The following is a 24,950-nucleotide window of genomic DNA, read 5'->3' on the forward strand; positions in this document are numbered from 1 at the left end:
TTCATTTTAGTAATGGGGACAAGTGGAAATCCCGGCGATTCGTCTTCTTCCACACGTATTTCGTCAATTCCGCCGTCATTTCATACAGGAGAAAAGGAGTAATCAAATAAATTCCGTTGAAAACCTTCATCGCCGAATCAAGCAATTCTTCGGCTATTTCCAGACCGACCTTGCGCCCGGCCTCTCCCTCCAAATGGGCCATACGCCTTCTGACCTCATCGGAAAGCTGAATGCCCGGAACCTCGTTGTGCAAATATTCCGCGTTTCTCCCGCTGGCCAGCGGCATGATGCCGATGAAAATAGGCACATTCATATGTTTGGTCGCTTCGTACACCTGTTCGATCTGCAAAGGATCGTAAACCGGTTGAGTCATAATGAAATCGGCTCCGGAATCGATCTTCCGCTGAAGCCGCTGAACCGCTTTATCCAAATGCTTGACATTCGGATTAAAGGCCGCTCCGACGACAAAATTCGCCTTCTGCTTCAACGGTTTTCCGGAGAATGCAAGTCCCTCGTTCAGCTGTTTGATCATCCGGATGATCTCGAAGGACGTCATGTCATATACCGAACTGGAACCGGGAAGGTCTCCGAAGCGCGCCGGATCTCCCGTCACCGCCAGAACGTGGTTGATGCCCAAAGCGTCAAGACCCATCAAATGCGACTGGGTGCCGATCAAATTCCGGTCCCTGCAGGCAATATGCACGAGCGGCCGAATTCCCAGCTTTTCTTTGATCAGCGTACCGATGGCCAAATTGCTCATTCGCGTGAGCGCCAGCGAATTATCGGCCATGGTGATCGCATCCGCTCCCGCAGCTTTCAGCGCTTCAGCGCCCGCCATGAATTTGCCGATATCCAAATCCCTTGGAGGATCCAGTTCAATGATCACCGTGTGACGCTGCCGGACCAGATCAAGGATCGACGGTTCCCCGGCGTCCGGTTCTCCCGGTTCCGCGATCTCGACTGCAGGGCCGCCATCCGCATCCTCTTCGGGCGCAAGCTTCACTGCCGAATCGCCCCGTTCAACCGGCTGATAGCCCTGCACGGCCTTGGCAATCGCGGCGATGTGTTCGGGTGTGGTGCCGCAGCACCCCCCGACGATCCGCGAGCCGAGATCGGCAAACTTCAGCGAGCACTCGGCAAAATATTCCGGCGTCGCCATATAGGTAATTTTCCCATCCACATAATCGGGCATACCTGCATTCGGAAACACGGACAACGGCGCCTGCCGCAATTCCGGCAGCGACTCCATCGACCGCAGGATGCCGTTCGGTCCGGAGCGGCAGTTGAAGCCGATTACATCCGCCCCTTCCTTCATCAGCAGATCAAAGGCTTCCGTCATGGTGTACCCGTCCTGTGTCCTGCTGACGCCCTCCGTGGCAAACTGGCAAATCACCGCCACATCGCTCAAATCCCGCACAATCTTCAAAGCTATCCGCATCTCTTCCAGATCGTAAAAGGTTTCCAGCAAAATTCCGTCGACTCCCGCATCAAGCAGCAGTTCAATCTGATGTTTAAAATCCTGCTTGATCTGTTCAGTCCGCATATTTTTCCGCAAACCGCCGCGAATCGAGCCGACCGAACCGACCACATAAGCGTCCGTACCGACCGCCCCTCTGGCGATGCTCACCCCGGCCCGGTTGATCGCTTCGACTTCGCCTTCCAAGCCGTATTTCGACAATTTCTCGCGGTTGGCCGAAAAGGTATTGGTTTCTATGATTCGGGCCCCGGCCTCGTAATAGCGCCGATGGACTTCCGCAATGACCTCCGGTCTGCTGAGATTCAATTCTTCATAGGATATCCCGACCGGAAACCCGAGCTGGTACAAATACGTTCCCATCGCACCGTCACCGACCAGGATCCGTTCTTTAAGCGCCTGCCGCAGATCAGGTTTCACATCCGTTCCCACCCATCCTCAAAAAATAGTAAATCTACTGTATCACAAATGCTTTGGAAACATAAGAGATTTCCGACTCGAAAATTAGTTTCAGCCAAAAAATAACGAAAAGAGCGGAAACTTAATTTCCGCCCGAGCAAGCGGAAAGTGATTTCCGCCATAATTAAGAAATCGCAATCAGAGCAGCGTGCCCTTAAACACTTCCGCGGCAGGACCCGTCATGTACACGCGGTTATCCTCTTCGCTCCATTCAATATGCAGATCTCCGCCTTTCAGCGAGATCGTCGCCGTCCGGCCGGTAAGCCCGTTCAACGAGGAAGACACCAGTGTGGCGCAGGCGCCTGTGCCGCATGCCAACGTCGGTCCCGCGCCTCTTTCCCAAACCCGCATGTCGGCATGCTCCGGAGAATTGACGGTAACGAATTCGACGTTGATTTTTTTGGGGAACAGTGGGTGCTTCTCCAGTTTCGGCCCCCAATAGTTTACATCGAAATCCTTGGCATTCTCGACATAGATGACGCAGTGGGGATTGCCCATGGAAACGGCGGTGAAGTGAAACGTCCTTCCTTCCACCTCGATCGGATAGCTGATAATTTGTTCTTGATCGATCGTTGTCGGGACCTGAACGCCCTTAAGGACCGGTTCGCCCATATCCACCCGGACTGTGGCCACCTTGCCGTCAACTACGTTCAACAACAGCTTTTGAGCTCCGGCCCCAATCGTTTCGATCGTGATGTCGGTGCGGTTCACCATATGATGGTCATACACATATTTGGCCACGCAGCGAATGGCGTTTCCGCACTGCTCCGCTTCCGATCCGTCGGGATTGAAAATCCGCATCATGTAATCCGCTTTGCCCGACGGAAGAATATATACAAGCCCGTCCGCGCCGATTCCGAAATTCCGGTCGCAGAGGTCGATCGCCAGCTGCGCCACGTTTTCCGGAGGATGCTCCTCACCGGCCACGACGATGAAATCATTGCCGAGTCCATGCATTTTCGTAAATTCCATAGCTTCTCAATCTCCTTGCACCTTAAGGTTTGCGTATTTAGACTAACTCTTATCATAACGCAAATTTCGGCTTAAGGATAGCTTTATCTTGAAAATTCACTTCCGCTAAAACATTGAAATTCCAGTGAATTCTTCAAGGACGCTTCAGTGTGCCATTTTCATCACCCTGCCGGTGCAATGGAAATGGCATGGGACGTCTAGGCGGGAATTTCACGAAAATCACAATTTCTATGCGCTTATTCTCTTGGAGTATTGAATTTTTTTCTTTTTCGGCGGCAACTTCAGTACGCTGCCCAATCCGAACAGGAACGTCGGAATCGCGGCAGCGGTCATGACGAGAATCCATTCCTCAAGCCCCAAATCAACGGTCCGGAAAATCGGCTGCAGTTCGGGAATATACAGGACGCAAAGCAGCAATGCGACCGATGAAAGAACAGCCAGCACCAAATATTTGTTCTGCAGCGGATTGCGGTGAAACACCGAACTGCTGCTCCGGCAGTCGAACACATGAATCAACTGGGCCATAACCAGGGTCGCGAAGGCGACGGTTTGCGCCCGCACCAAGTTGCCAGAATCGTCCCCATCCTGATGATAGCTCAGCCAGAAGGCGCCGAGCGTGCACAAGCCGATCAGAATGCCGCGGCTGATGATTTTCCAGCCCAATCTTCTGGCGAAAATATTTTCTTTGGCCGGACGCGGTTTTTGCTGCATCAGGTCCTTCTCAGCCTGATCGACTCCCAGCGCCATCGCCGGCAGGCCATCTGTCACCAGATTGACCCAAAGGATCTGGATCGGCACAAGGGGAAGTGGCATTCCGGCCATCATCGCAATGAACATGGTCAGGATCTCGCCGACATTGGAGGCAAGCAGATAGCGGATAAATTTGCGGATGTTCTCGTAGATGCCCCTGCCTTCTTCAATCGCCGCAACGATCGTTGAGAAATTATCGTCGCTCAGCACCAGCGCGGAGGCTTCCTTCGTTACATCGGTGCCTGTAATCCCCATGGCAATGCCGATATCGGCCGCTTTAATGGCCGGCGCGTCATTGACCCCGTCTCCCGTCATCGCCACGACATGGCCATTTTTTTGCAACGATTTGACAATCCGCATTTTATGCTCAGGAGATACTCTCGCATATACATAAATATCATTCGCTTTGGCATCCAATTCCTCCTCGGACATCACCGAAAGCTGCTGCCCGTCAACGGTCAGCCCTTTCGGGGGAATCATTCCGAGCTGCTTGGCGATCGCTTCGGCGGTGGTGCGGTGGTCTCCGGTAATCATCACGGTTTTGATGCCCGCTTTTTTGCAAGTGACGATCGCATCGCGCACTTCCGCGCGCGGCGGATCGATCATTCCGGTAAGGCCGACGAAGATCAGGTTCCGTTCCACCTCCTCTTCCGTTTCCTGGGGATCGGTGGAACGAAGCTCCCGATAGGCCAACCCAAGCACACGCAGCGCATTTCGGGCCATCGCCTCGTTGGCGCCCATCACCTTTTGCTTGAGCGTTTCCGTAAACGGAACCACCTTATCCTGCCATAGAATATAGGTGCATTTTTGCAACAGCACATCCGGGGCGCCCTTGGTGCAGATCAACTGCCCTCCCTGATGCTGGACCAGCACGGACATCAGCTTGCGTTCCGAATCGAAGGGATATTCGCGAAGCCTTTGATACATCCCCTGCAGGTGGCTTTTCGTGATCCCCGCCTTGGCTGCCATGACGATCAGCGCCCCTTCGGTCGGATCGCCTTTTATCGCCCATGTCGATTTCGCCGGAGCTTTGCTTTTCTTTTTCACGGTTTCCGGATATTCCTCATGCAACGATGCGTTGTTGCACAAGACCGAAACCTGCATCAACCGCCTTAGGGTTTGGTCGGACTTCATATCGGCGGGTGAGCCGTTCTCCTTGATTTCCCCGTTAGGCTCGTAACCGGAGCCGCTCAGTTCCAGCACCCTCCCGCCCAGCCAAACATGCGTTACGGTCATTTTGTTCTGGGTCAATGTTCCGGTTTTATCCGAGCATATGACCGAAGCGCAACCAAGCGTTTCCACGGAGGGGAGCTTGCGCACGATCGCCTTGCGCCTGATCATCCGCTGCACACCGAGCGCCAGAGCGATCGTTACGATGGCGGGCAGCCCCTCCGGGATCGCGGCCACAGCCAAGCTGACACCGGCCAGGAACATGCCGTATCCGGGTTGCCCGTGCATAATGCCGGCAACGACTACCATAACGGTAAGCCCGATGGCAACGGCAATCAGAATTTTGCCGAGCTGCTCGAGGCGTTGCTGCAGCGGGGTCTGCATCTCCTCCGTATTTTGAATGAGATCGGCGATTTTCCCCATCTCCGTATCCATGCCGGTGCGGATGACAACGCCCTGAGCCGTTCCCCTTGTCACCATAGTCCCCATAAATCCCATATTCTTCTGATCCCCCAAGGGGACATCCTCTTCGTCAATCACCTTGCTGTGTTTGCCCACGGGTACGGACTCACCGGTCAATGCCGACTCTTCCACGTACAAATTATTGGTTTCAATAAACCGGATATCCGCAGGGATCCGGTCTCCGTTATCCAGGAGGACCAAATCTCCGGGAACCAGCTCGATGGCAGGGATCTGCATGACTGCGCTGTTGCGGATGACCTTGGCAACCGGCGCGGACAGCGCCTTCAGCGCCCTGAGCGAACGCTCCGCGCGGAATTCCTGGGCAAATCCGAGAATCCCGTTCATCAGGATGATCATCACAATCGTGATCGCATCCAGATATTCGCCAAGCATTCCGGAGATCAATGTGGCGCCTACCAGCACCAACACCATAAAGTCTTTAAACTGGTTTAAAAACAATGTCAAAGGTGAAATTTTCTTCCCTTCGGACAGTTCGTTCCGGCCGTATTGCTCCAACCGATCCCGCGCTTCTTTATCCGAAAGCCCCTTTGTCGGCTGCAGTTGATACGCGGACAGGATTTCTTTCGTCGACAGTTGGTACACTTGTTTCTGGCTCATCACCTGTTTCCCTCCCTAAAAAATGCACGGCAGCCTCACCTTCCGCTCAAGTCGACGGAAGACTCCGAACGGCATGCGGCAGTGCTTATCCGTTAAATCAGCCTGTACTAGAGTTGTATTCAGACAAGCCGGAAAATATCCCAAGTTCCGCTGAAGTTTTTGCATATGCCCGAGCTTCATAGTATAGTTAAATCGGAAAAATACGAGTATTCGGGGGAGTTGTCGATGGCACTGGACGGAATCGTCATTCATGCCGCAGTTGATGAACTGAAAGCCATTACAGGCGGACGTATCGGAAAAATCTATCAGCCCACGGAGCACGATATTCTCCTTCAGATCCGCACCCGCGGAAGCAATGTCAAGCTGCTGCTCTCAGCCCATCCGGCCTATCCGAGGATTTATTTCACCGAACACAGCTATATGAATCCACTTGAGGCGCCGATGTTCTGCATGCTGCTTCGCAAGCATTTGGAGAACGGGATTGTGGAATCGGTCAGTCAAGCCGACTTGGAAAGAATCATAACTATCGATATCCGGCATCGGGATGAACTCGGCGACGTACGGATCAAAAGACTGGTTGTCGAGCTGATGGGCAGGCACAGCAATATCATTCTCATAGACACGCAGACGCAGACGATTCTGGACGGCATCCGCCATGTGACGCCGGCGATCAGCTCCTACCGTGTCGTATTGCCGGGCAGCCCTTATGCGGCCCCGCCCGACCAGCATAAAGCTTCGCCGCTGGAAGTTGATGAACGGCAGTTTATCGAACTGATGACAGCGCAGAATCCTCCGGGCGAAGCCGGACGGCATACTGCCGACAAGCGAATCGTCGAGCTGTTCAGCGGAATCAGTCCGCTGTTGGCCAAGGAAATAGTCCATCTGAGTGGACATCCGGCAAATCCCGCCGGACTGTGGAAGGGATTCAATGCATTGATGGAGAAGGTCAGGCTTCATCAATACGAACCCAACATCGTGATCACCGGACAGGGAAAACTCCACTTTTCCGCCGTGCCTCTTACCCATCTGGAGGGAGAGCGGACGACGTTCTCGTCCATCAGCAAATGCCTGGAGGCTTATTACGGGGAAAAAGTTGAACGGGACACGGTCAAACAAAAAGTATCGGACCTGCACCGCCTGCTGAAGAACGAAAAAAGCAAGAACGCCAAAAAACTGGACAAACTGCGCGAAACGTTGGAGGAGGCAAGGGATGCGGACAAATACCGGATTCTCGGGGAACTGCTGACCGCCCATCTGCACATGATTTCACGCGGAGACAAGCGGGTCGAGGTGACCAATTATTACGACGAGCATCAGCAAACCATCGCCATCGAGCTGGATCCGCAGCTGACGCCTTCTGAAAATGCCCAGAAATATTTTAAAAAATACAATAAGATGAAAAACAGTCTGGCCGCCGTGCACGAGCAAATGGACATGGCGAAAAAGGAGAACGCGTACATCGAGACGCTGCTTCAGCAGCTGGATCACGCGTCGCTGCACGATATCGGGGAAATCCGCGAGGAGCTGGCCGAGCAGGGCTACATCCGGTTGAAGAAAGCCAAGGAACGGTCCAAGAAGAAAAACGACCGGCCTCTCCTTCACTGCTATACTTCCAGCGAAGGGATTCCGATCTATGTCGGCAAAAACAATACGCAGAACGATTATTTGACGAACCGCTTCGCCCATCCGTCGGACACATGGCTGCATACGAAGGATATTCCCGGATCGCATGTCGTCATCAGCGGCTCCGGCTATGGCGAGCAGACGCTGTTCGAAGCCGCCCAGCTGGCCGCATATTTCAGCCAGGCCCGGGAATCCAGTCTGGTTCCGGTGGACCATACGCTCATTCGCCATGTGCGCAAGCCCAACGGAGCCAAGCCGGGCTATGTCGTTTACGACCATCAAAAAACGCTGTTTGTCACTCCGGATGAGCAGCAAATCCACAAACTGAACAAGCAGACCGGCTGGCCATAGAGAGCGTGTTCAAAAAATTGGGTCGCTGCGCAAAAGGGGTGTGCCTCCGGTCGCTGTTGAAATCGTAAAAACAGGATTCTATTTAGCGGTTATTTTTACGATTTCAAAGGCGAACGCTTCCGCTCCTCCGGCACACCCCTTTTCTTCGCTACCCTTTATGAACACGTTCTTAGAAGGATGCGGAGCTTCGGGGTTCCTCCACCCGCCGCATTTTTCCAGGACGGCCGATGCAATAATACTCGAACCCGAGTCCGGCCATTTGGCCGGGCTCAAAAATATTCCTGCCGTCGATAATGACAGGGGATCGGAGCTCGCGTTTGACCCGCTCCCAATCCATATCCGCCAGCTGGCGCCATTCCGTGATAATCACCATCGCATCCGCGCCTTGAAGGACCCGGTACGGGTCCTTTTCCACGACAAGATGTTTCAGCGACGGATGGGTCTGCTGGCCGACAACCGGGTCGTACGCTTGAATGACCGCTCCGCGATGCTCCAAAAGCTCGATAATGTCGATCGAAGGCGCATCCCGGATGTCATCGGTCTCCGGCTTGAAGGCAATACCCATTACGGCCAGCCTTTTGCCCTCCAGCGAACCGCCCAGCACGCGCTCGATTTTCTTGACGAACCGTTCGCGCTGCAGCTGATTGACTTCAATGACCGCGCGGATGATTTTGAAATCGTAATCCACCGCATAGGCCAGCCTGAGCTGCGCTTTCGTGTCCTTCGGCAGGCAAAAGCCGCCGTACCCGATACCAGCCTTCAAAAACTGGGGACCGATGCGCTGATCCATGCCCATCCCTTGGGCGACCACCTTCACATCCGCTCCCACCTTCTCGCAAATGTTGGCCATTTCATTAATGAACGAGATCTTGGTGGCCAAAAAAGAATTCGAAGCATATTTGATCAATTCCGAGGTTTCCCGGTCGGTGATGATCATCGGCGCGTCGAACGGCTCCAGCAGCCGCTTGACACGTTCGGCGGCCCTTTCGACGGCGGAGCCGATAACCAACCGATCGCTGTGTAACGTATCGTAAACGGCAGAGCCCTCTCTCAAAAACTCCGGATTGGATACGACGTCAATCCGGCAGTCCGTGTCGAAGCTGCCGCGTATCCATTCCTCCAGTTGCCGGCATGTTCCTACCGGAACCGTGCTCTTGATCACGATGATCTTGTCGCCGTTGACATGCTGGGCCGCTTCCATGACGGCGCTTTTCACCTGGCTCAGATCGACGTCGCCGTTTCTCAGCGAAGGCGTACCGACAGCGATGAAGATAAAATCGGACTCGTTCACGGCTTGCGCCATGCTCACGCTGAAGCTCAATCTCCCAGCCCGCATGTTGCTTTCCACAAGCTCCTGCAAGCCCGGTTCAAAAATCGGGATTTCCCCCGCTTTCAGCATCTCGATTTTGGCTTGATCCCGATCCACGCAGATGACGTGATGCCCGACCTCCGCCATGCATGTTCCGGTAACCAGGCCGACATATCCGGTGCCGATGACAGCCACCTTTTCCGCCACAGCCTTCACTCCCTTGTACTGTTTTCACGCAGCAAAGAACGCAAATAGTCCTGCAATTCGTCGCGAAGATCGTTTCGCTGCAGCGCAAATTCAACCGTTGCCTGAATGTAGCCCAATTTGTCGCCGACGTCGTAGCGCTTGCCGCCGAATACATAGGAGACCATCCTTTTGACGCGGTTGAGGATCCGCAACCCGTCGGTCAGCTGAATTTCTCCTCCCTTGCTGGGCGCCAGCTCAGCGAGAACGGTGAAAATGTCCGGCTCCAGAATATACCTTCCGATTACGGCGATATTGGAGGGCGCCTGCTCCCTGTCCGGCTTCTCGATCAAATCCTCGATCGATGTGCAGCATTCCGGCATACTGCCATGATCCGTTTCGCGGGAGGGCGAAATAATGCCGTACTTATTGACATCCTGCCAAGGAATTTCCTGAGTCGCGATAACCGAGGTTTGCACCTGATTATAGACCTGAATCATCTGCTGCAGACATGGCGGATCGGATTGGATAATATCATCTCCCAACAGGACGGCAAAGGGTTCGTTTCCGATAAACTTCCGCGCGCACAAGATCGCGTGGCCCAAGCCCAGCGGTTCTTTTTGCCGGATATAATGGATGTCCACCATATTGGAAATATTCCTGACGATGCTCAGCAGCTCGCTTTTGCCCTTTTCTTCGAGAATGTTTTCCAGTTCGGCGGATTTGTCAAAATGATCCTCGATCGCGCGCTTATTGCGCCCCGTCACAATGATGATGTCCTCGACACCGGAAGCGATCGCTTCTTCCACGATGTATTGAATGGCCGGCTTGTCAACAATCGGGAGCATTTCCTTCGGCTGCGCTTTGGTCGCCGGCAGGAAACGCGTCCCCAAGCCCGCAGCCGGAATAATCGCCTTGCGTATCACCCGCATCACTTCCTTTGTCCTTGACTTCTTGAAAATACATGCTTGGGAGTCTTTACGATGAAATCAAAATTGCGAATGTTTATTCAGTTTTATGGTTACTCCGGAAAAGGGATGGCACTCCACCTCTGTTAAAACCAGGAATATGATTCGATTTTTGCGGTTAATTCCCGATTTTAATATCGGACAGACTCCTACCGGCGTTTGCTCAAATCGCGAAGCACTTGCATATCAACCGTCCTCGCGCCGATTGATCCGTGAAACACGGCGCCGTCTTTTTCGCCGTGAAAATCGGAGCCGGCCGTAATAAGCAAACGATGGCGGCGGCAAAGCTCGGAGTACCGCAGCTCATCCTCCGGCGCATGATCGGAATGAAAGGCTTCAATTCCGTCAATCCCTTGTTCGATCAGCTGCCCGATCAGCAGATCGTCTCCGTACAGCCCCGGATGCGCAACGACTGCCGTTCCCCCCGCTTCATGGATCCATCCGACCGCTTCCGCAGGATGAATTCTCGGAGGATTGGCATAGGCTTTTCCGCTCTTGCCCAAATACCGGTCAAAAGCTTCGCGCATCGTCCGGACATATCCTTTGGCAATCAGAACTGCGGCAATATGCGGCCTTCCGATCGTTTCCCCGGCGCCGTTCTTGTTCGCCGCATCAATCACTTCCTGGAGCGAGACGGACATGCCCAGCTCCGACAGTCGGTCAATGATCAAAGCGTTCCTGCGGTCCCGGGTACGCCTCAATTCCTCCAGCCTCTGCAGAAACGCGGAATCCTCAATATTCATGTAGTAGCCAAGAATGTGAATATCCTGCCCGTTGGCGACCGTGCTGATTTCCACACCGGGAACGACGGTCACGCCGAGCTTTCGGCCGGCTTCCAGCGCTTCGGGGATTCCCGCCACCGTATCATGATCAGTGATCGCGACAGCCCCCAAACCCGCTTCTTTGGCCAAACGGATATTGCCGGACGGTTCGTTCGTCCCGTCCGACGCTGTTGTATGCGTATGAAGATCCGCCAGCATTCGCTCCATAGATTAACCTCTCTTTCATCATATCGTGCAAAGATTAACCTGATATAAAAACGGTGTTAAATTTTCGCCGGAAATCTGTCTGATGCATCTGGGCGCATCGGAAATATTTATTCAATAATGTATGGAAGGGATAAGGGATGAGCACGGAAAGTTTAAGCTTATCCTGCAAGACTGCTACAAGATCCTTTCAAATTCCTTCCGCCGCAAAAAGGCGAGAAAGGATACCGCGGACAGCGGAAGGATGCTGGAATTCAAATAAATGGCATGAAAGTTCCTGGTGAATTGCAGTTCATCAATGCTTCTGACCTTCAGCAGGCCAAGCGCCACCTCGTGTTTGACGGAGGATTCGGACAGAATGGAAATGCCGAGACCCGCTTCTACAGCCGATTTGACCGCTCCCGTGCTGCCCAGCTCCATTGCAATTTTCATTTTGGAAAAATCGTATCCTTTTCGCGCGATTTCTTCCTCCATGACCTGGCGAGTTCCGGAGCCCTGTTCGCGGAGCACAAACGGATAACCAAGAACGTCTTCAATACGCAGAACTTTAAGCTCCCCGAGCGGATGACCCGAAGGAAAAATCAGCTTCAATTCATCGCTCATGACCGGCTCCGTGTGCACGTCGGGATGGTCGATCGGCGCTTCCACCAGACCGAAATTCAACTGATGATTCAAGATGTCGTCCAAAATCTGACGTGTATTGATCACTTTTACGCTGATCGTAATATTCGGATAGGACTTGTTAAAGCTCCCCAACAAACGGGGCAAAAAATATTCCCCGAACGTCAGACTGGCTCCGAGCTGAAGGCGGCCCTCGATGATGGTCGTAAATTCGGACATGGCCACATCCGTCTCCTTGGCCAGCTCAATGCTTTTTCTCGCATACGGCAGCAGCGCAGCGCCGGCTTCGGACAATTCGACTTTTTTGGTGGAGCGGTTGAATAATTTGGTGCCGTAATACTCCTCCAGCGCTTGAATTTGCATCGTGACTGCGGGCTGCGTCATATGCAAGGCATTCGCGGCCGAAGAAAAGCTTCCTTTTTCCGCAACGGTATAAAAAATGTGAAGTTGATGAAAATTGACGGACATCCTCTCACCAGCCTTTCATATAGAAATTATATCTGTATCCGCGGCATTTGCGAATACCCGAAGCGAAAATCGCCGCTAAGGCATCGCGCTGAAATAACTTCCACTAAATTGGCTGCAAAGATCCATAGACCCGCTTGATACTTTGCCGCCAAAAGTGGAACTAATTTCATCGCGAGCCCTAAAACAAGAAAAAGCATGCTCACGAACCAGCATGCTTAAAACGGTGAAAAGATCATCCGTTATTTTCTTTTGCGGCTGTTTTTGATCAGCGTCATTCTGCGGGAATGCCTCAGCCAGGAATAATAAGATTTGAGATCCCTTAATTCAATCGTTTCAGACATTCTGCCCAAAAATGTGACGACGATCATTTTGTGAACGGGACCGCCGGCCAGATCCGCTTCATTCTCCAGCTCCGTGAACTCGCAAACCATGACGAGATCGTCTTCCACAAGATAGACATCCTCTTCGTTCCGATAATAGGAAACCACTTCGCCTTGCTTTAATTTATCCCACAGATAATTGCAGATTTCTTCGCTTGCGGCTTTATTCCGATCCACGCGATCCGTCCAACGGTTCAAGGCATGATTGGTGATGACGATATCAGCGATCTTCTTGTCCCCGAGTATGGCATAAAACGGCTCGTACGTGCTCCAACGCGTCATCGTTTTATCTTTCATGGACGTGCTCAACCCCTTTCACTAAAAAAATGGGTTATTGAGTCTTTATGCCTATGTAATCTTTAGTTCATTTTACTCTATATCATGAAATTTTCCAATTGTTTTCGTTCTTTTTTCCCGGGATAGGCAAAGAAGAGATGCCAATAGGACGAAGCGCCGGTCAAAGATCTCATTTAGATTGTGTAAAACCTAGTTTTATCTGGAATATTACTGTTATATTCCGTTTTGATTTCATTGCGCAGCGATTTTTCAATTTTTTTAACAAAAGGCAGTTTTTGTATGTCCTGAACAACCTTTTTCTCCTTTACGGCATCAACATACAATAATACATAGTGCATTTTTTTGGAAACATAATGAACGGTGCCGTAACGCTCCAGCACTCTTGAGGATTTGATGTCATTGATCCATACAATTAATCCGCTGCGTTCGGGAATCATTCGAACAACCTCGCTTTTACTAATATTCTATGTTCTTACTGAAAGGAGTTATGAGCGTATGGATGCGGAAACCATCGTTCATGTGATCAGAGGATCCTTGATCGAATCCCGGCACCGGGGACATATTGCAGTCGTCGATCACCAAGGACGGCTAATGCACAGTCTGGGAAATCCAGAAATCGTCACTTTCGCAAGATCCTCGGCCAAATTGCTGCAAGCCATTCCCGTCGTCGAATCGGGGGCTGCGGATTTTTATCAATTCTCGGATGAAGAAACGGCCGTTATCTGCGCGTCCCATAGCGGCGAACCGGCCCACCTGAATGCCGTACTGTCGATTCTCGCCAAGACGGGCCTTGGACCTGAATATCTGCAGTGCGGAGTTCATCCGCCTTTTGATTCCGCTGCTTCAAGAGCATTGGCCGAAAGACGGGAGGAGCCTTCCTCCCTGCATAACAACTGCTCGGGCAAACACTCGGGAATGCTGGCTCTTGCCAAATTCATGGGCGTCCCGACGGACCGCTATCTTTCCATCGAACATCCCGTACAGAAGCGCATGCTGTCCGCGGTGGCCGAAATGGCAGATTTGCCTGAGTCCCAAATCCCGCTCGGAACGGACGGCTGCGGCGTTCCCGTATTCGGGCTGCCGGTTAGCCGCCTCGCTCTCGCATTTGCCCGCTTGAGCAAAAACGACGGGCTTTCCAAGCAAAGGTCGGAGGCCTGCAATCGGATTTTGCGCAGCATACGGCGTAAACCGTTTTATCTTGCCGGAACAAACCGTTTCGACACCCGTCTGATTGAGGTGACCGGAGGCAGGATCATTGGCAAAATGGGCGCTGAAGGCGTCTTTGCCCTGGCAATTCCCGAACGGGGCTGGGGCATTGCCGTCAAAGTCGAGGACGGCGCCAAGCGGGCGCTGTATCCGACGGTGACGGAAACGCTCCGGCAGCTGCATCTGTTGAATGACGAAGAGACGGCAGCATTGCAGCCGTTTCATACTCCCGCCCATTCCAACTGGCAGGGTCAAAACGTAGGCAGGATAGAGCCCGCGTTCACATTAAAATCGTCAGCGGCAAACTGAAGTACTCGTACACCCCTTCAGGTAAGGGCCTAACCGCAGTTTCCGCTGCAGCTCCCTCCCGATCCGCATCCGCCCGATGAAGGCAGCAGTTGATTGCTTGGCACCTTAATCGATTCGGAAACGGAGTGGGCAATCATTTTGGAAACGGAATAAAGCAGATCGTCCAAACTTTCTTCGGCTTGCTTGAACTCCCGGACAAGCGCGTGACTGTCCAAAGCTTTTTGGGCTTTCCGGGCTTCTTCCAGGGCAGCATGATAATCGGGGTGAAAATGACCGAAACGCTGGCATTCCTCGTACAGCCGTTTTTTTTGGTCCAAGGCCCGAATCAGCGCCTGCACCTCTTCGCTGTCCTGCATATTGCGCCTTGCGTCCAGATACTGCCCGATCTCCTGTGAATGATTTATCAGATCGCCGATTTCATATGCTTTCAGTAATACCGCAGCCATGCCCAGCGCATGTTGTTCCATGACACCCATTGGTACTCAACCCCAATTTTACATTGTTGTTTTCATCATAACATGAAATTCACAAAAAGTTTAAATTTATTTTCTATTATTGATCATACATTCCCAAGCATCAACTGCAGGTTTCTGGAAGCCATTCATTGATCATTGATTCCCGGCAATATCAACTGCATTTCCCCGCATTCCGAAGCGGTCAAACGAATCTCCTCGCGATTGAATAACCCGATAACGCTCCATGTCTGCATGCGGTCCTCAAGCCGCTTCGGCAATAGGGTAAGCTGCTGCTCGCCGGTAACGATTTTGACATAGGCTCCCCAAGCGATCGCTTTCTCCAGCAGTTCTCTTGCCGTCGAAGCATGATACCTTCGCAGATCCTTCAACCACATTGCCGGAATGTCGCGAAGCTGCGGATATACTTCATCCAGTTTCGGAACCGAAATATCCAAATCGTAGGGTATGACCGGATAGGCAGCGGGAACAAATCCGTGCGCTTTCCAAAACGGTTGCGGGCACAGAAGTTCCGAATCATCTCCGCAGCCGGGTTCATGTCGAATGAAAGAAGGAAATGCGGCCTTCGGTTCCTTCGCAGCCTTTCCCGTCTTATCTCTTCTTGACATATATCCGGATTGCTCCAAGGCTTTTTGCAAATGGTCCAGCCGCTCGGAACGCACGATAAAATCAAGCTCCCCGATCCGCTCCAAAATATGCGCGACCATTCCCGAATCCGCTGCTATTGCTTCCGCTGCGGAGCTGTCTTTGCAGCGCAGCAGGGTTATAGTCAGCAGACGGACCTCTGAATGCCGACTGCTCCAATGCTGCAAAACCTCCCTGACATTGTCCGGAATGCCGTATTTAGCATGCCGTTCCAAAAAATCCAGCAGCTGCTTCCCGTCTCTCCCATCCTCCAAAGCCCTCATCACGCTTTCCTTGGAAAGCGTATACTGCCAGAACGATCCCGTCTGAACCAGATCGGCCATGCTTTCCAGCTCCCAACGGATCCGGTACGAAACCGGAGGAGGTATAACCAGCTCAAAATCGGGTTGGACATAAAATTGACCGTCCTCCTGCCGGAAAAAGGCTTTCGTTTCCCCTTCCGTCTCCCCTTCGTCCTGTACGGCAGCCGAAAATACGCTTTGCGGACCGACTCTCCAGCGAAAATGCCAGTCCTCGCCGCAGCGGCAGCCGATGTCGATAAACCCTGCTTCCGCCAGCGGCTCCAGCCATTGCCCTTTGATCGCAGCCGCCGCCGAAATCGGATCAAACTGTCCGAGACTCCGCATATCCGGGAGCAAGAGGCGCTCCGCGAAGCGTTTGAGCGATATCCATCGATCTACGGGCGCCTTTTGCATGGCAATCGTCGCATGCTGCACAAGCAGGTTCTTGGGCATACGGGTTTGATACCACAGCTGCAGCAGCTCTTCTTCCGTTTCCGAACGCGAACGGCTCAGCCAAGCGGCCAGCTCGGGAAGACGGATGCCCAGCCTATCCCCTTCGTTAGCGATCAACCCGTATCTCAACAAAATATCAAAAACAACGGCAAACGAGCTCGAGCAAGTCTCTGAACCAGAATGGCCTACCTCCAGGCGATCCAACACTTCCGCATGCAGATTCAAGCGTTCCTCCATCTGCTGCATGTGCCGTTTATGAATCGACCCGTTTCTGTTCAACGGCGGCTGATGCCGGGCAATGTAAGCAAGCAGTAAAAACAGGGAATCGGCAAGCTGGTGCGGCTTGCTGCATGCCACCTCCACACCGTCGGAAGCCTCCTCCCAACCGTCCGTATACAAATCCGGCAGCGCCTGCATGTGCCAAAACGGATACAAATCATAAGGGATGAAAAAAAACCGTTCTCCCCAAGTCTTCTTATAGGCAAATACGATCCCCCTGCTGCGCAATCGGGCAAGGCCGACCTTGCACTCGGCCTCCGTCAAATCATCAGCGGAAGCCTTCCGCAGCTGACTCCATTCAAACGGCAGGATGCCGAGTCTTTGAATGATGATATCCAGCGTTTTTCGCTCCAAATGATAGAGCGATGCGTAAGCCTTCCCGATTTTTGCCGACGCTTCGGCGTAATCGGCAGGCAAAGAATACTGAGCTTGCTTGGGCATCTTCAGCAGGATATCGGTATAGTTCATAACGAAACCATCCCCACCTGAGCCGCTTCATTGACAGTTTTCGTTTCATAACGATAGCCCTGTTCAACAAGAAACAGCTGACGCTTCAACGAAAATTCCTGTTCACTGGAATCCAGCGTCACCAGACTGTAGAAGAAGCTTTGGTTGCCCCCCTGTTTGGGCCGCAAAATACGGCCGAGACGCTGGGCTTCCTCCTGCCTTGAACCAAAGCTCCCGGATACTTGAATCGCTACATTGGCATCCGGCAGATCCACCGCAAAGTTGGCCACTCTGGAAACCACCAGCACGGGGATCTCTCCTTGATTAAAACGGTCATATATCGCTTCACGCTGTTCATGACGAACCTTTCCGCAGATCAAAGGAGCGTTCAGCTCTGAGGCCAACTGCTCGAGCTGACTGATATACTGCCCGATGATCAGAATGCGGTCCCCTGCATGCTTGCGGAGCAAATCTTGAACGGCAAGGATTTTGGCCGGATTTTCCCCTGCGATACGATGCTTTTCTCTAGCGCCCGCCCGCCGGTATTCCTCCAGGCTCTGTCCGCTGAAAGGCACCCGGATTTCCCTGCACACCGCCTCGGAAATCCACTGCCGTTCTTCCATCTGCCTCCAGGGGACATCATAGCATTTGGGGCCGATCAGAGAGAAAACATCCTCCTCGCATCCATCCTCTCTTACCAATGTCGCCGTCAAGCCCAGCCTGCGTGTCGCCTGAATTCCCGCCGTGACCCGGAATACCGGAGCCGGGAGCAGATGAACCTCATCGTAAATAATCAACCCCCAATCTCTTTCGTTAAACAGCTTCATATGCACAAATTCATCATCGCTGGATTTGCGATGCGTCAAAATTTGATAGGTCGCAATCGTCACCGGACGGACGGTCTTGCTGGGTCCGCAGTATTCGCCGATGGTTTGTTCGTTCAAATCCGTTTTGTCCAGCAATTCTTTCTTCCATTGGCGAACGGAGGTCACACTGCTTGTCAGAATCAAGGTTGCCGTGTTCAAACGGGCCATCGCGGCAATGCCGACGACGGTTTTTCCGGCCCCGCAGGGCAAAACGAGAACTCCGCTCCCTTCGTATACACTGTCCTTCCGATAGAACGCTTCGACCGCTTCCAATTGATAGTCTCGAAGCTGAAACGGCTTGCCCCCCGAGGTGAACTTTCGCAGCCGGATCGGCAGCGATTCTCCGTCGTGATATCCGGCAAGATCGATGACCGGAAAGCCGAGCCGGGTCAGTTCCCGTTTGACGATTCCACGAAACTGCGGTTCCACGGACAAGGACAAGGACGATCCGTCGACACGAGACATATAAGAACTTAAGGAAGAGAAAGCCAGCAGCTGGTTCATCACATCTTCGTTGCCGCATGCAAGACGCAGCCGGCCCCCGTCCGGCTCCAGCCGGATGCAGCCGTAACGTCCCATATGCTTGCGGATTTCGGCTTCCACGCTGCCGGGAAGCGGGAGTTTACTATAAGAGCGCAATTTTTCAATAATCTCATGCTCTTTCATTCCCGCCGCTGCCGCGTTCCATAGAGAAAGCGGGGTAATCCTGTATGTATACAGCTGCAGCGGACTTTTCACCAGATATGCGATTCCGGACAATAAATTTCTGGCTTCTGCAAATTGATTGTTTCTTACCTCCAGCAGTACGGTGCAATCCCGCTGCACGATCAGCGGACGGCTGTCATCAAACATCGAATGTCCTCCAATTACCGTTTTTCTCCTCTATAGTATGAAGGTTTGCGAAAGGAATTAAACATGGTTTGATTGGTAAGTTGGAGTGGCCGCAATTTGCATAAGCCAGAAAGTCATCGTTTCAGTTCGTTATCTTTTTAGGAATTTCATTTAGCGGTTTGCCTGCTTTATAGTAAAGAGCCGGTGAAAGTATCACAAAAAAGACATGTGCGTTATAGTCGTATTCACTTAACACAGAATTGGAAAATTCCTCTGCGATCCGCGGTGAAATTTTTTCAATGAGATTTTTTTTCAAGGCCTTTAAATCGTAAGAACGGCATCCTGATCTCCCCTCTTTAATGGGCAGATCCGACATAATCGACATGCTTCAGATGCTTCTGATTGAGCCCGATAAACAGTACCGCTGCCATGACAAAGCCCGCGCCGACGATGAACGGAACATGCGGATTGAACCACTCGGCCAGTTTGCCTGCCAAAAATGGAGCCACAGCCGCGCCAATGAAACGCAGGAAGCTGTAAGCGGCGGATGCGGTCGAGCGCTCGACCGGGGCGGCATTCATAACGGCTGTTGTAATCAGCGTATTGTTATTTCCCAATAGAGCTCCCGCGCCGATAACGGCCGCAATAACCACCCAATGTATCGACGTCCAGATGCCCATCGCCAACAGGACAAGACCGAACAAAAACAACATCACGCGTATGGATTTAATCGTTCCGAACTTCTGCTGCAGCTTCGGCGCCATGAACACAGACGTGACAGCCAGCAAAATACCCCAGCCAAGGAAGACATAACCCAAGCCATGCTCATCCAGATTCATGACGAAAGGCGCGTATGCCAATAAAGTGAAAAAACCGAAATTGTACAGGCAAGCCGCAAGACCGAAAACGACAAGAGAACGGTGCGTCATCGCGCGGAAAGGATCGAGCAAGGAGGTCTTGGATCGTGTAGAAGATTGCATGTTGGATTTCGGCATCCATTGGACCAGTCCGACAAAAGCGATAACCATCAGCGAAGCGACGCCGAGAAACGGCCCTCTCCAGGAAATGGAGCCGAGTTCTCCGCCGAGCAGCGGACCTACCGAGATGCCGAGCCCGATCGCCGCTTCATATAAAATGACTGCTTGAGCGGTGCCGGATTTGGATAAGGAAACAATCGCGGATAGAGCGGTCGCAACAAACAGTGCGTTGCCGAGTCCCCAGCCCCCCCGAAGCAGGACAAGCTTCCAAATGCCATTGGAAAACCCGCTGAGGGCCGAGAATAAAGCAATGATCATGATGCCTGCAAGCAGCGTCCGCTTGATCCCGATTCTGGACGAAATCGCGCCGGTGACCAGCATGGCTATTGCCATGACGGCATTATAGCTGGTGAACAGCAGGGTAACCTCACTCGGCGAGGCTTCGAGGTTTTTGGCGATAGCCGGCAGAATCGGATCGACAAGGCCAAGTCCCATGAATGCGATCACACAAGCAAAAAAAACGGCCCAAACGGCCCTGGGTTGCTTAAAAAAAATTTCCTTTTGTTGAATAGATGAAATTGATGGAGAAGCCGGTGATTTGATTGGTTTTGATGTCGATGTTGTCATACTCGCACTCCTTTAAATTGTATATATTTTTCTGATCCTATGCTCGATGAACTTCTCGATAATCGGACCGTTTCGTTTTCCTTCACCTTATACACCTGGTCGATCATAATTTCATAGGCTTGCATAAATGATCTTCCTTTCATGTATTTGACTTTTTGAAAAATAAAGTTGTATTATGAAACTATATAATTGTATTATACAATTATAATGCGGGGTGTCAATTGTTTTCGTTCCCTTGTATGTTACCTTGGGCTAAAAATGAAAGAAATGAAAAAGGGGGTGCGGATTATGCACGAGCATTCAATGGAAACCATTGAAATCGAATTGGCAATTCTTGCGCGACGGCTTACATCGAACGATAAAAAGGTCGGGAATCTCGACAGGTCCGCGTATTTGCTGCTCCATCAAATATCCGCTCACGGATCCGCCGGAGTTAAGGCTTTAGCGGAAGAGTTTCATCTGGATATATCCACGGTGAGCAGACAAACGGCGGCTTTGGAGCAGAAAGGATATGCCCGCAAAATACCGGATCCCTCGGACGGCAGGGCATACTCCCTTGAAATCACGGACAAAGGTGCCAAGCAATTGCACCAGTATAAGCAAGCGCGCATGGCCCGTGTAAAAGAACTGCTGAAGCATTGGAGCGAAGACGAACGGCAGCTTTTCGGAAATTTGTTGACTAAATTCAACCGCACTTTCATTGACTAAGACGCAAAAAAAGCGAAAACCGGTTCCAGCCAGCTCCCGCTTCCTATAGATGTGCAGATTGCCCCGCTATTCGACTCATCTGCGCCTGAGTCAGCGCAGACTATTTAGAATCCTCGGCTTCCTGCGCGCCGTTTTTGTTTTGCTCCGCCAATGCTTCTTCCATCACTTCCATGTAAGCTCTGCGCGATTTCTCCAGATGGATCTTGGTTAAATACTCCGCCAACTCGGTTTCCTTTCGCTGAACGGCTTGCAGAACCTCCAGATGCTCTTTCATCGACTCCTTCATCCGTCCCGGAATCTCATACCCGGTATTAGCGAAAGCACGGATATATTCCTGCAGCCCTTGAATGATCTCCGACAGCTTCGGACTGTTGGCGGTCTTGAACAAGGTGTCGTAAATCTCCATATGCATTATGGAAGCATCCGCCGGCTGTCCGTCCAAGAACGCTTCGATCTTTTCAATCAGCTTGGAAAAGGCCTGCAGACTGTCGGCGTTAAGCTTTTGAATGGCCAGCTTCACAGCCAGCACCTGCAGCGCCGAAAGAATCGTGAAGACCTCCATCACCATTTCAAAGGAAATTTCCGACACAATGACGCCTTTACGCGGAACCGTTTTCACTAATCCCTGCGACTCTAAACGGAACAGCGCCTCTCTGATGGGTGTTCGGCTAATTTTCAATTTATCGGCAAGCTCCCGCTCGATCAATCTTTCCCCTGAACCGTACTCCCCGTTCAATATCGCATTTTTCAGGTAATTGTATACTTTGTCCCGAATCGGGACGAGATCCTCTTCAACCCATAGATTTTGTTCCGTACTGTCTATTGCCATGCAGCGGCTCCTCCTTACAAACATGTGCGGTGGTCTGTGCTTCCATTCTAACCTGAATCCAAGCCGTAATGCAAATCTGTAAATATTGATAATTGAATGAAGAAGCTTGGCGTCGGAAAGACTTATTCCATATCTGCAGTTTCCGAGATCGGATTCCCGCTGCTGTCTTTTACGGGAATCCATTTTTTGGAAAATCCTCCCACCACAACAGCAATCGTCACAAGAATCGGGAGCATCCAATGCCAGATTTGCCCGCGAAACAGACCGCCCAATTTTTCGTCATTCACAAAGATACCGCCTGCTGTAAAAGCCAAAATCCCCGATCCGAGATACATCAACAACGGAAATTTCAGCAGCAGCTTGACAATCATCCCGCTGCCCCAAATGATCAGCGGTATACTTAATCCCACTCCTAAGATGATCAGTATGTAACGTCCCTCTGCAACAGCGGCAATCCCCAGCACATTGTCCAAGCTCATGATAAAATCGGCAACGATGATTGTCCAAACCGCGCTGAACAAAGTACCGGCTTGTTTGATATCCGCATGCCCCCCATCGTCGGACAGCAGCTTGAAAGCAATGTACATCAGAAGCAATGCTCCGGCGGATTGAATATATGGAATTTGCAATACCATGACCGCCGCCACAGTCAGGATGATCCGGAGCGCCACCGCGCCGAACGCCCCCCACCAGATCGCCTGCTTCCTCTGCTTTGCCGGAAGATTCTTGCTGGCCATGGCGATGACGACAGCATTATCGCCGCTGAGAACGATATTGATCAGCATGATTTCCAAAAATAAGATTGCGCTTTCCAGCAAAACGAAATCACTCCTCTAATCCTCATGAGAAAAACCCGCCTTCTGTAATCAAGGCAGGTTTTCCGTTATCGTTTATCCAAGCTGTTTTTCCCAGAACTCCCGCAGTTTCTTATTTTCCTTCACCTGCACGTTGGGGTCCCAAGTAATCGTCACATCTCCGCGGGTAAAGGTTTGACAAGCGAGACGGTAGCCTTTGTGCACTTTGTCTTCCAAATGCTTGATCTCCGCTTTTTTGATTTCCGTCAGATTTTCCGCGCCTTCTTCAATAAATACCTTGCAGGTTCCACAGAATCCTCCTCCGCATTTATATGGGACTCCCATTTCGTAGCGGATGGACGTTCTCAGCAGATTCGTATCTTCACCGTCCACGCAGGTTACTTGTTTATCCGAAGTTTTGTAATGCATGGTTCCCATTATCGAATTCCTCCCAAGTTTTTGAATTCTTGTTCTCCAAACGACAACTTACTCACAGAGACGAACCAACGCTTCAACCTCCACTGCCGCTCCCCCGGGCAGTGAAACGACGCCCAGTGCGCAGCGAGCGTGCTTTCCCCGTTCTCCCAAAACGTCCAAAAGAATATCCGAAGCGCCGTTAATCACAAATGGATGCTGTGTGAACGTATCCTCGCAAGCAACATAGCCGGTCAATTTGACCATTTGCTCAATTCGGTCCAAGCTGCCGATTGATGCTTGAATCTGAGCAAGAATAATTTGCCCGCACAGCCTCGCTGCCTGATAGGCTTCTTCAGCGGTCAAATCTCTGCCCACTTTGCCGCGGTACAGCAGGATTCCGTCTCTTTTCGGCGTTACACCGCTGATATAGAGCAGATTCCCCGATAAAACGGCCGGCTCATAATGTCCCGCGGGCTTCGAGGGGGCAGCCGTTTCGGAGAGCCATCCCCCTCGCGCTTTGGACTCGGTTATGGCAGATCGGTTGTGATTCCTCGTCATCATACATCCTCCCCTGCCCTTCAATATGAATTAAGATAAAAATACCGCTCCGTACGTTAACGCGCCGGCCACAGCAAGAGCGGGATGCACTTTGGTCCGCTGCATGATCCAAAAACTGACGATCGCGATTACTGCAGTCTGAAGAAAGCCGATGTGTTCCCAGGAATGGGCAAAAAACTGATAGGCCAAAATCCCCAGCATTACGGCAATGACCGGCTGGACACCGCGGGTAAGCGATTTGAGCGTATTCGATTCTTTGAAAGCGTTGACGAATTTATACAACAGCACCATCGCGGCGGCTGATGGCAGGATGGTGGCCAGAAGGGCGATGATCGCGCCGGTGACACCGGCCATTTTGTAGCCGATAAAGCCTGCCATCTTGGTGGCAATCGGTCCCGGCAGCGCATTGCCCAACGCCAGCACATCCCCGAATTCCTGAAGAGTCAGCCAATGATAATGATCGACCACCTCGGTTTGAATTAAAGGGATGGTTGATGGACCTCCGCCGTAGCCCAGTAAATTTGTGATGAAAAATGCCCAGAAAATTTGCAGCCACATCATTTCAGCGTTTCACCGCCCTTGACTTGGCGATACACTTTGCGGCTCACGGCATTTTTGCCGAGAGCAAACGCCAGGAACAGCAGGATTACGAGAGCGGGGTGAATATCCAGCAACTGAAGCGCGATCAAAGCTGCGGCAATGTAGCCAAATCCTCCTGACCATCCGAACGCTTTTTTCGTTTTCCCGAAAAATTCGTTGGCCATTAACGCCAACATCACGCCGATAACCGGACTGATTGCGGAGACCATTCCCTCCACCACAGGCGAATTTTTCATCGAGTGCAAAAGCGCCAGCAGGGCGATCATCGCAATGGCGCTTGGGATAATATGCGCCAAAATCGCGACAACCGCTCCTAAAATTCCCTTGACGCGATAACCGATATAGGCCGCCATCTTGGTGGCGATCGGTCCGGGCAAAGCGTTGGCCATCGCCAGCAGCTCTCCGAATTCCTCATCATCCATCCATTTATAATTCTGCACGGTTTCATACCGGAAGAGCGGGATAACCGATGGGCCTCCACCGTAGCCCAATACTCCCGCGCGCATAAAACCGAACACGATCTGTTTATAAGACAAGGGCAGTTTCCTCCCAAGAATTG

The 24,950-nt window shown here is 51.9% G+C and carries 22 protein-coding genes; 3 read left to right on the forward strand and 19 right to left on the reverse strand.

Annotated features, from left to right (window positions below; genetic code table 11):
* Position 1 precedes the first annotated feature (1 nt).
* The 3 genes from VF724_RS06205 to VF724_RS06215 form a co-directional block, all read right to left on the reverse strand.
* Positions 2-1,894 carry a bifunctional homocysteine S-methyltransferase/methylenetetrahydrofolate reductase gene (locus VF724_RS06205; protein ID WP_371753354.1) on the reverse strand — a complete coding sequence of 631 codons (1,893 nt, stop codon included), beginning with the start codon at positions 1,892-1,894 and terminating at the stop codon, positions 2-4.
* A 177-nt stretch (positions 1,895-2,071) separates the two neighbouring features.
* Positions 2,072-2,905 carry a diaminopimelate epimerase gene (dapF, locus tag VF724_RS06210; protein WP_371753355.1) on the reverse strand — a complete coding sequence of 278 codons (834 nt, stop codon included), beginning with the start codon at positions 2,903-2,905 and terminating at the stop codon, positions 2,072-2,074.
* A 228-nt stretch (positions 2,906-3,133) separates the two neighbouring features.
* Positions 3,134-5,905, reverse strand: coding sequence for a calcium-translocating P-type ATPase, SERCA-type (locus VF724_RS06215; protein ID WP_371753356.1), 2,772 nt, complete (start codon positions 5,903-5,905; stop codon positions 3,134-3,136).
* Between the two features lie 225 nt (positions 5,906-6,130).
* Here VF724_RS06215 and VF724_RS06220 point away from each other — a divergent pair, with 225 nt between their 5' ends.
* Positions 6,131-7,879: an Rqc2 family fibronectin-binding protein gene (locus VF724_RS06220; protein WP_371753357.1), complete on the forward strand. Its 1,749-nt coding sequence runs from the start codon at positions 6,131-6,133 to the stop codon at positions 7,877-7,879.
* Positions 7,880-8,048: 169 nt separating this feature from the next.
* Here the strand turns inward: VF724_RS06220 and VF724_RS06225 are convergent, their stop codons facing one another.
* The 6 genes from VF724_RS06225 to VF724_RS06250 form a co-directional block, all read right to left on the reverse strand.
* On the reverse strand, positions 8,049-9,395 hold the full coding sequence (locus VF724_RS06225) for a UDP-glucose dehydrogenase family protein (protein ID WP_371753358.1): 1,347 nt from the start codon (positions 9,393-9,395) through the stop codon (positions 8,049-8,051).
* A gap of 5 nt (positions 9,396-9,400) precedes the next feature.
* A complete protein-coding gene (gene galU / locus VF724_RS06230; RefSeq protein WP_371753393.1) occupies positions 9,401-10,303 on the reverse strand; it encodes a UTP--glucose-1-phosphate uridylyltransferase GalU in 903 nt (300 codons plus the stop codon).
* 185 nt (positions 10,304-10,488) lie between these two features.
* Entirely contained in the window at positions 10,489-11,328 is an 840-nt protein-coding gene (locus tag VF724_RS06235; RefSeq protein ID WP_371753359.1) for a PHP domain-containing protein, read from the reverse strand.
* 174 nt (positions 11,329-11,502) lie between these two features.
* Positions 11,503-12,414, reverse strand: a complete 912-nt coding sequence (locus VF724_RS06240) for a selenium metabolism-associated LysR family transcriptional regulator (protein ID WP_371753360.1) — start codon at positions 12,412-12,414, stop codon at positions 11,503-11,505.
* 239 nt (positions 12,415-12,653) lie between these two features.
* Positions 12,654-13,091 carry a hypothetical protein gene (locus tag VF724_RS06245; RefSeq protein ID WP_371753361.1) on the reverse strand — a complete coding sequence of 146 codons (438 nt, stop codon included), beginning with the start codon at positions 13,089-13,091 and terminating at the stop codon, positions 12,654-12,656.
* 173 nt (positions 13,092-13,264) lie between these two features.
* Complete coding sequence (locus VF724_RS06250) at positions 13,265-13,528, reverse strand: YlbG family protein (RefSeq protein ID WP_371753362.1); 264 nt, start codon at positions 13,526-13,528, stop codon at positions 13,265-13,267.
* Positions 13,529-13,586: 58 nt separating this feature from the next.
* Here VF724_RS06250 and VF724_RS06255 point away from each other — a divergent pair, with 58 nt between their 5' ends.
* Positions 13,587-14,606 carry an asparaginase gene (locus tag VF724_RS06255; RefSeq protein WP_371753363.1) on the forward strand — a complete coding sequence of 340 codons (1,020 nt, stop codon included), beginning with the start codon at positions 13,587-13,589 and terminating at the stop codon, positions 14,604-14,606.
* 29 nt (positions 14,607-14,635) lie between these two features.
* Here VF724_RS06255 and VF724_RS06260 read toward each other — a convergent pair whose 3' ends face one another.
* From VF724_RS06260 to VF724_RS06275, 4 genes are all read right to left on the reverse strand, one after another.
* Positions 14,636-15,082: a YlbF/YmcA family competence regulator gene (locus tag VF724_RS06260; protein ID WP_371753364.1), complete on the reverse strand. Its 447-nt coding sequence runs from the start codon at positions 15,080-15,082 to the stop codon at positions 14,636-14,638.
* A 125-nt stretch (positions 15,083-15,207) separates the two neighbouring features.
* The gene (locus tag VF724_RS06265; RefSeq protein ID WP_371753365.1) at positions 15,208-17,205 is read right to left on the reverse strand and encodes a helicase-associated domain-containing protein; all 1,998 of its coding nucleotides are present in this window, start codon (positions 17,203-17,205) and stop codon (positions 15,208-15,210) included.
* A complete protein-coding gene (locus VF724_RS06270) occupies positions 17,202-18,902 on the reverse strand; it encodes a DNA repair helicase XPB (RefSeq protein WP_371753366.1) in 1,701 nt (566 codons plus the stop codon). The genes VF724_RS06265 and VF724_RS06270 overlap by 4 nt, the downstream gene beginning before the upstream one ends.
* A 335-nt stretch (positions 18,903-19,237) precedes the next feature.
* Positions 19,238-20,485 (reverse strand): MFS transporter, encoded by a 1,248-nt coding sequence (locus tag VF724_RS06275; protein ID WP_371753367.1) that lies wholly within the window; start codon positions 20,483-20,485, stop codon positions 19,238-19,240.
* A 288-nt stretch (positions 20,486-20,773) separates the two neighbouring features.
* Here VF724_RS06275 and VF724_RS06280 point away from each other — a divergent pair, with 288 nt between their 5' ends.
* On the forward strand, positions 20,774-21,193 hold the full coding sequence (locus VF724_RS06280; RefSeq protein WP_371753368.1) for a MarR family winged helix-turn-helix transcriptional regulator: 420 nt from the start codon (positions 20,774-20,776) through the stop codon (positions 21,191-21,193).
* Between the two features lie 100 nt (positions 21,194-21,293).
* Here VF724_RS06280 and VF724_RS06285 read toward each other — a convergent pair whose 3' ends face one another.
* The 6 genes from VF724_RS06285 to VF724_RS06310 form a co-directional block, all read right to left on the reverse strand.
* On the reverse strand, positions 21,294-22,022 hold the full coding sequence (locus VF724_RS06285) for a GntR family transcriptional regulator (protein ID WP_371753369.1): 729 nt from the start codon (positions 22,020-22,022) through the stop codon (positions 21,294-21,296).
* Positions 22,023-22,144: 122 nt separating this feature from the next.
* Positions 22,145-22,840, reverse strand: a complete 696-nt coding sequence (locus VF724_RS06290) for a TerC family protein (protein WP_371753370.1) — start codon at positions 22,838-22,840, stop codon at positions 22,145-22,147.
* 72 nt (positions 22,841-22,912) lie between these two features.
* Positions 22,913-23,254 (reverse strand): 2Fe-2S iron-sulfur cluster-binding protein, encoded by a 342-nt coding sequence (locus VF724_RS06295; protein ID WP_371753371.1) that lies wholly within the window; start codon positions 23,252-23,254, stop codon positions 22,913-22,915.
* A gap of 48 nt (positions 23,255-23,302) precedes the next feature.
* Positions 23,303-23,791: a RidA family protein gene (locus tag VF724_RS06300; RefSeq protein ID WP_371753372.1), complete on the reverse strand. Its 489-nt coding sequence runs from the start codon at positions 23,789-23,791 to the stop codon at positions 23,303-23,305.
* A 30-nt stretch (positions 23,792-23,821) separates the two neighbouring features.
* Positions 23,822-24,352: a chromate transporter gene (locus tag VF724_RS06305; RefSeq protein ID WP_371753373.1), complete on the reverse strand. Its 531-nt coding sequence runs from the start codon at positions 24,350-24,352 to the stop codon at positions 23,822-23,824.
* Positions 24,349-24,927 (reverse strand): chromate transporter, encoded by a 579-nt coding sequence (locus VF724_RS06310; RefSeq protein WP_371753374.1) that lies wholly within the window; start codon positions 24,925-24,927, stop codon positions 24,349-24,351. Before VF724_RS06310 ends, VF724_RS06305 begins: the two co-directional genes overlap by 4 nt.
* Positions 24,928-24,950 lie beyond the last annotated feature (23 nt).

Origin of the sequence: Ferviditalea candida, from assembly GCF_035282765.1 — a bacterium.
In the GTDB taxonomy this organism is placed as follows: Bacteria; Bacillota; Bacilli; order Paenibacillales; family KCTC-25726; genus Ferviditalea; species Ferviditalea candida.

Excerpts from the sequence above, each read along its gene's own strand:
- VF724_RS06300 (WP_371753372.1), bottom strand. The coding sequence starts at position 23,791 with ATGACGAGGAATCACAACCGATCTGCCATAACCGAGTCCAAAGCGCGA.
- VF724_RS06270 (WP_371753366.1), bottom strand. The coding sequence starts at position 18,902 with ATGTTTGATGACAGCCGTCCGCTGATCGTGCAGCGGGATTGCACCGTA.
- VF724_RS06305 (WP_371753373.1), bottom strand. The coding sequence starts at position 24,352 with ATGATGTGGCTGCAAATTTTCTGGGCATTTTTCATCACAAATTTACTG.
- VF724_RS06275 (WP_371753367.1), bottom strand. The coding sequence starts at position 20,485 with ATGACAACATCGACATCAAAACCAATCAAATCACCGGCTTCTCCATCA.
- VF724_RS06215 (WP_371753356.1), bottom strand. The coding sequence starts at position 5,905 with ATGAGCCAGAAACAAGTGTACCAACTGTCGACGAAAGAAATCCTGTCC.
- VF724_RS06280 (WP_371753368.1), top strand. The coding sequence starts at position 20,774 with ATGCACGAGCATTCAATGGAAACCATTGAAATCGAATTGGCAATTCTT.
- VF724_RS06260 (WP_371753364.1), bottom strand. The coding sequence starts at position 15,082 with ATGGGTGTCATGGAACAACATGCGCTGGGCATGGCTGCGGTATTACTG.
- VF724_RS06255 (WP_371753363.1), top strand. The coding sequence starts at position 13,587 with ATGGATGCGGAAACCATCGTTCATGTGATCAGAGGATCCTTGATCGAA.
- VF724_RS06285 (WP_371753369.1), bottom strand. The coding sequence starts at position 22,022 with ATGGCAATAGACAGTACGGAACAAAATCTATGGGTTGAAGAGGATCTC.
- dapF (WP_371753355.1), bottom strand. The coding sequence starts at position 2,905 with ATGGAATTTACGAAAATGCATGGACTCGGCAATGATTTCATCGTCGTG.
- VF724_RS06250 (WP_371753362.1), bottom strand. The coding sequence starts at position 13,528 with ATGATTCCCGAACGCAGCGGATTAATTGTATGGATCAATGACATCAAA.
- galU (WP_371753393.1), bottom strand. The coding sequence starts at position 10,303 with ATGCGGGTGATACGCAAGGCGATTATTCCGGCTGCGGGCTTGGGGACG.
- VF724_RS06240 (WP_371753360.1), bottom strand. The coding sequence starts at position 12,414 with ATGTCCGTCAATTTTCATCAACTTCACATTTTTTATACCGTTGCGGAA.
- VF724_RS06295 (WP_371753371.1), bottom strand. The coding sequence starts at position 23,254 with ATGGGAACCATGCATTACAAAACTTCGGATAAACAAGTAACCTGCGTG.
- VF724_RS06265 (WP_371753365.1), bottom strand. The coding sequence starts at position 17,205 with ATGAACTATACCGATATCCTGCTGAAGATGCCCAAGCAAGCTCAGTAT.
- VF724_RS06220 (WP_371753357.1), top strand. The coding sequence starts at position 6,131 with ATGGCACTGGACGGAATCGTCATTCATGCCGCAGTTGATGAACTGAAA.
- VF724_RS06245 (WP_371753361.1), bottom strand. The coding sequence starts at position 13,091 with ATGAAAGATAAAACGATGACGCGTTGGAGCACGTACGAGCCGTTTTAT.
- VF724_RS06235 (WP_371753359.1), bottom strand. The coding sequence starts at position 11,328 with ATGGAGCGAATGCTGGCGGATCTTCATACGCATACAACAGCGTCGGAC.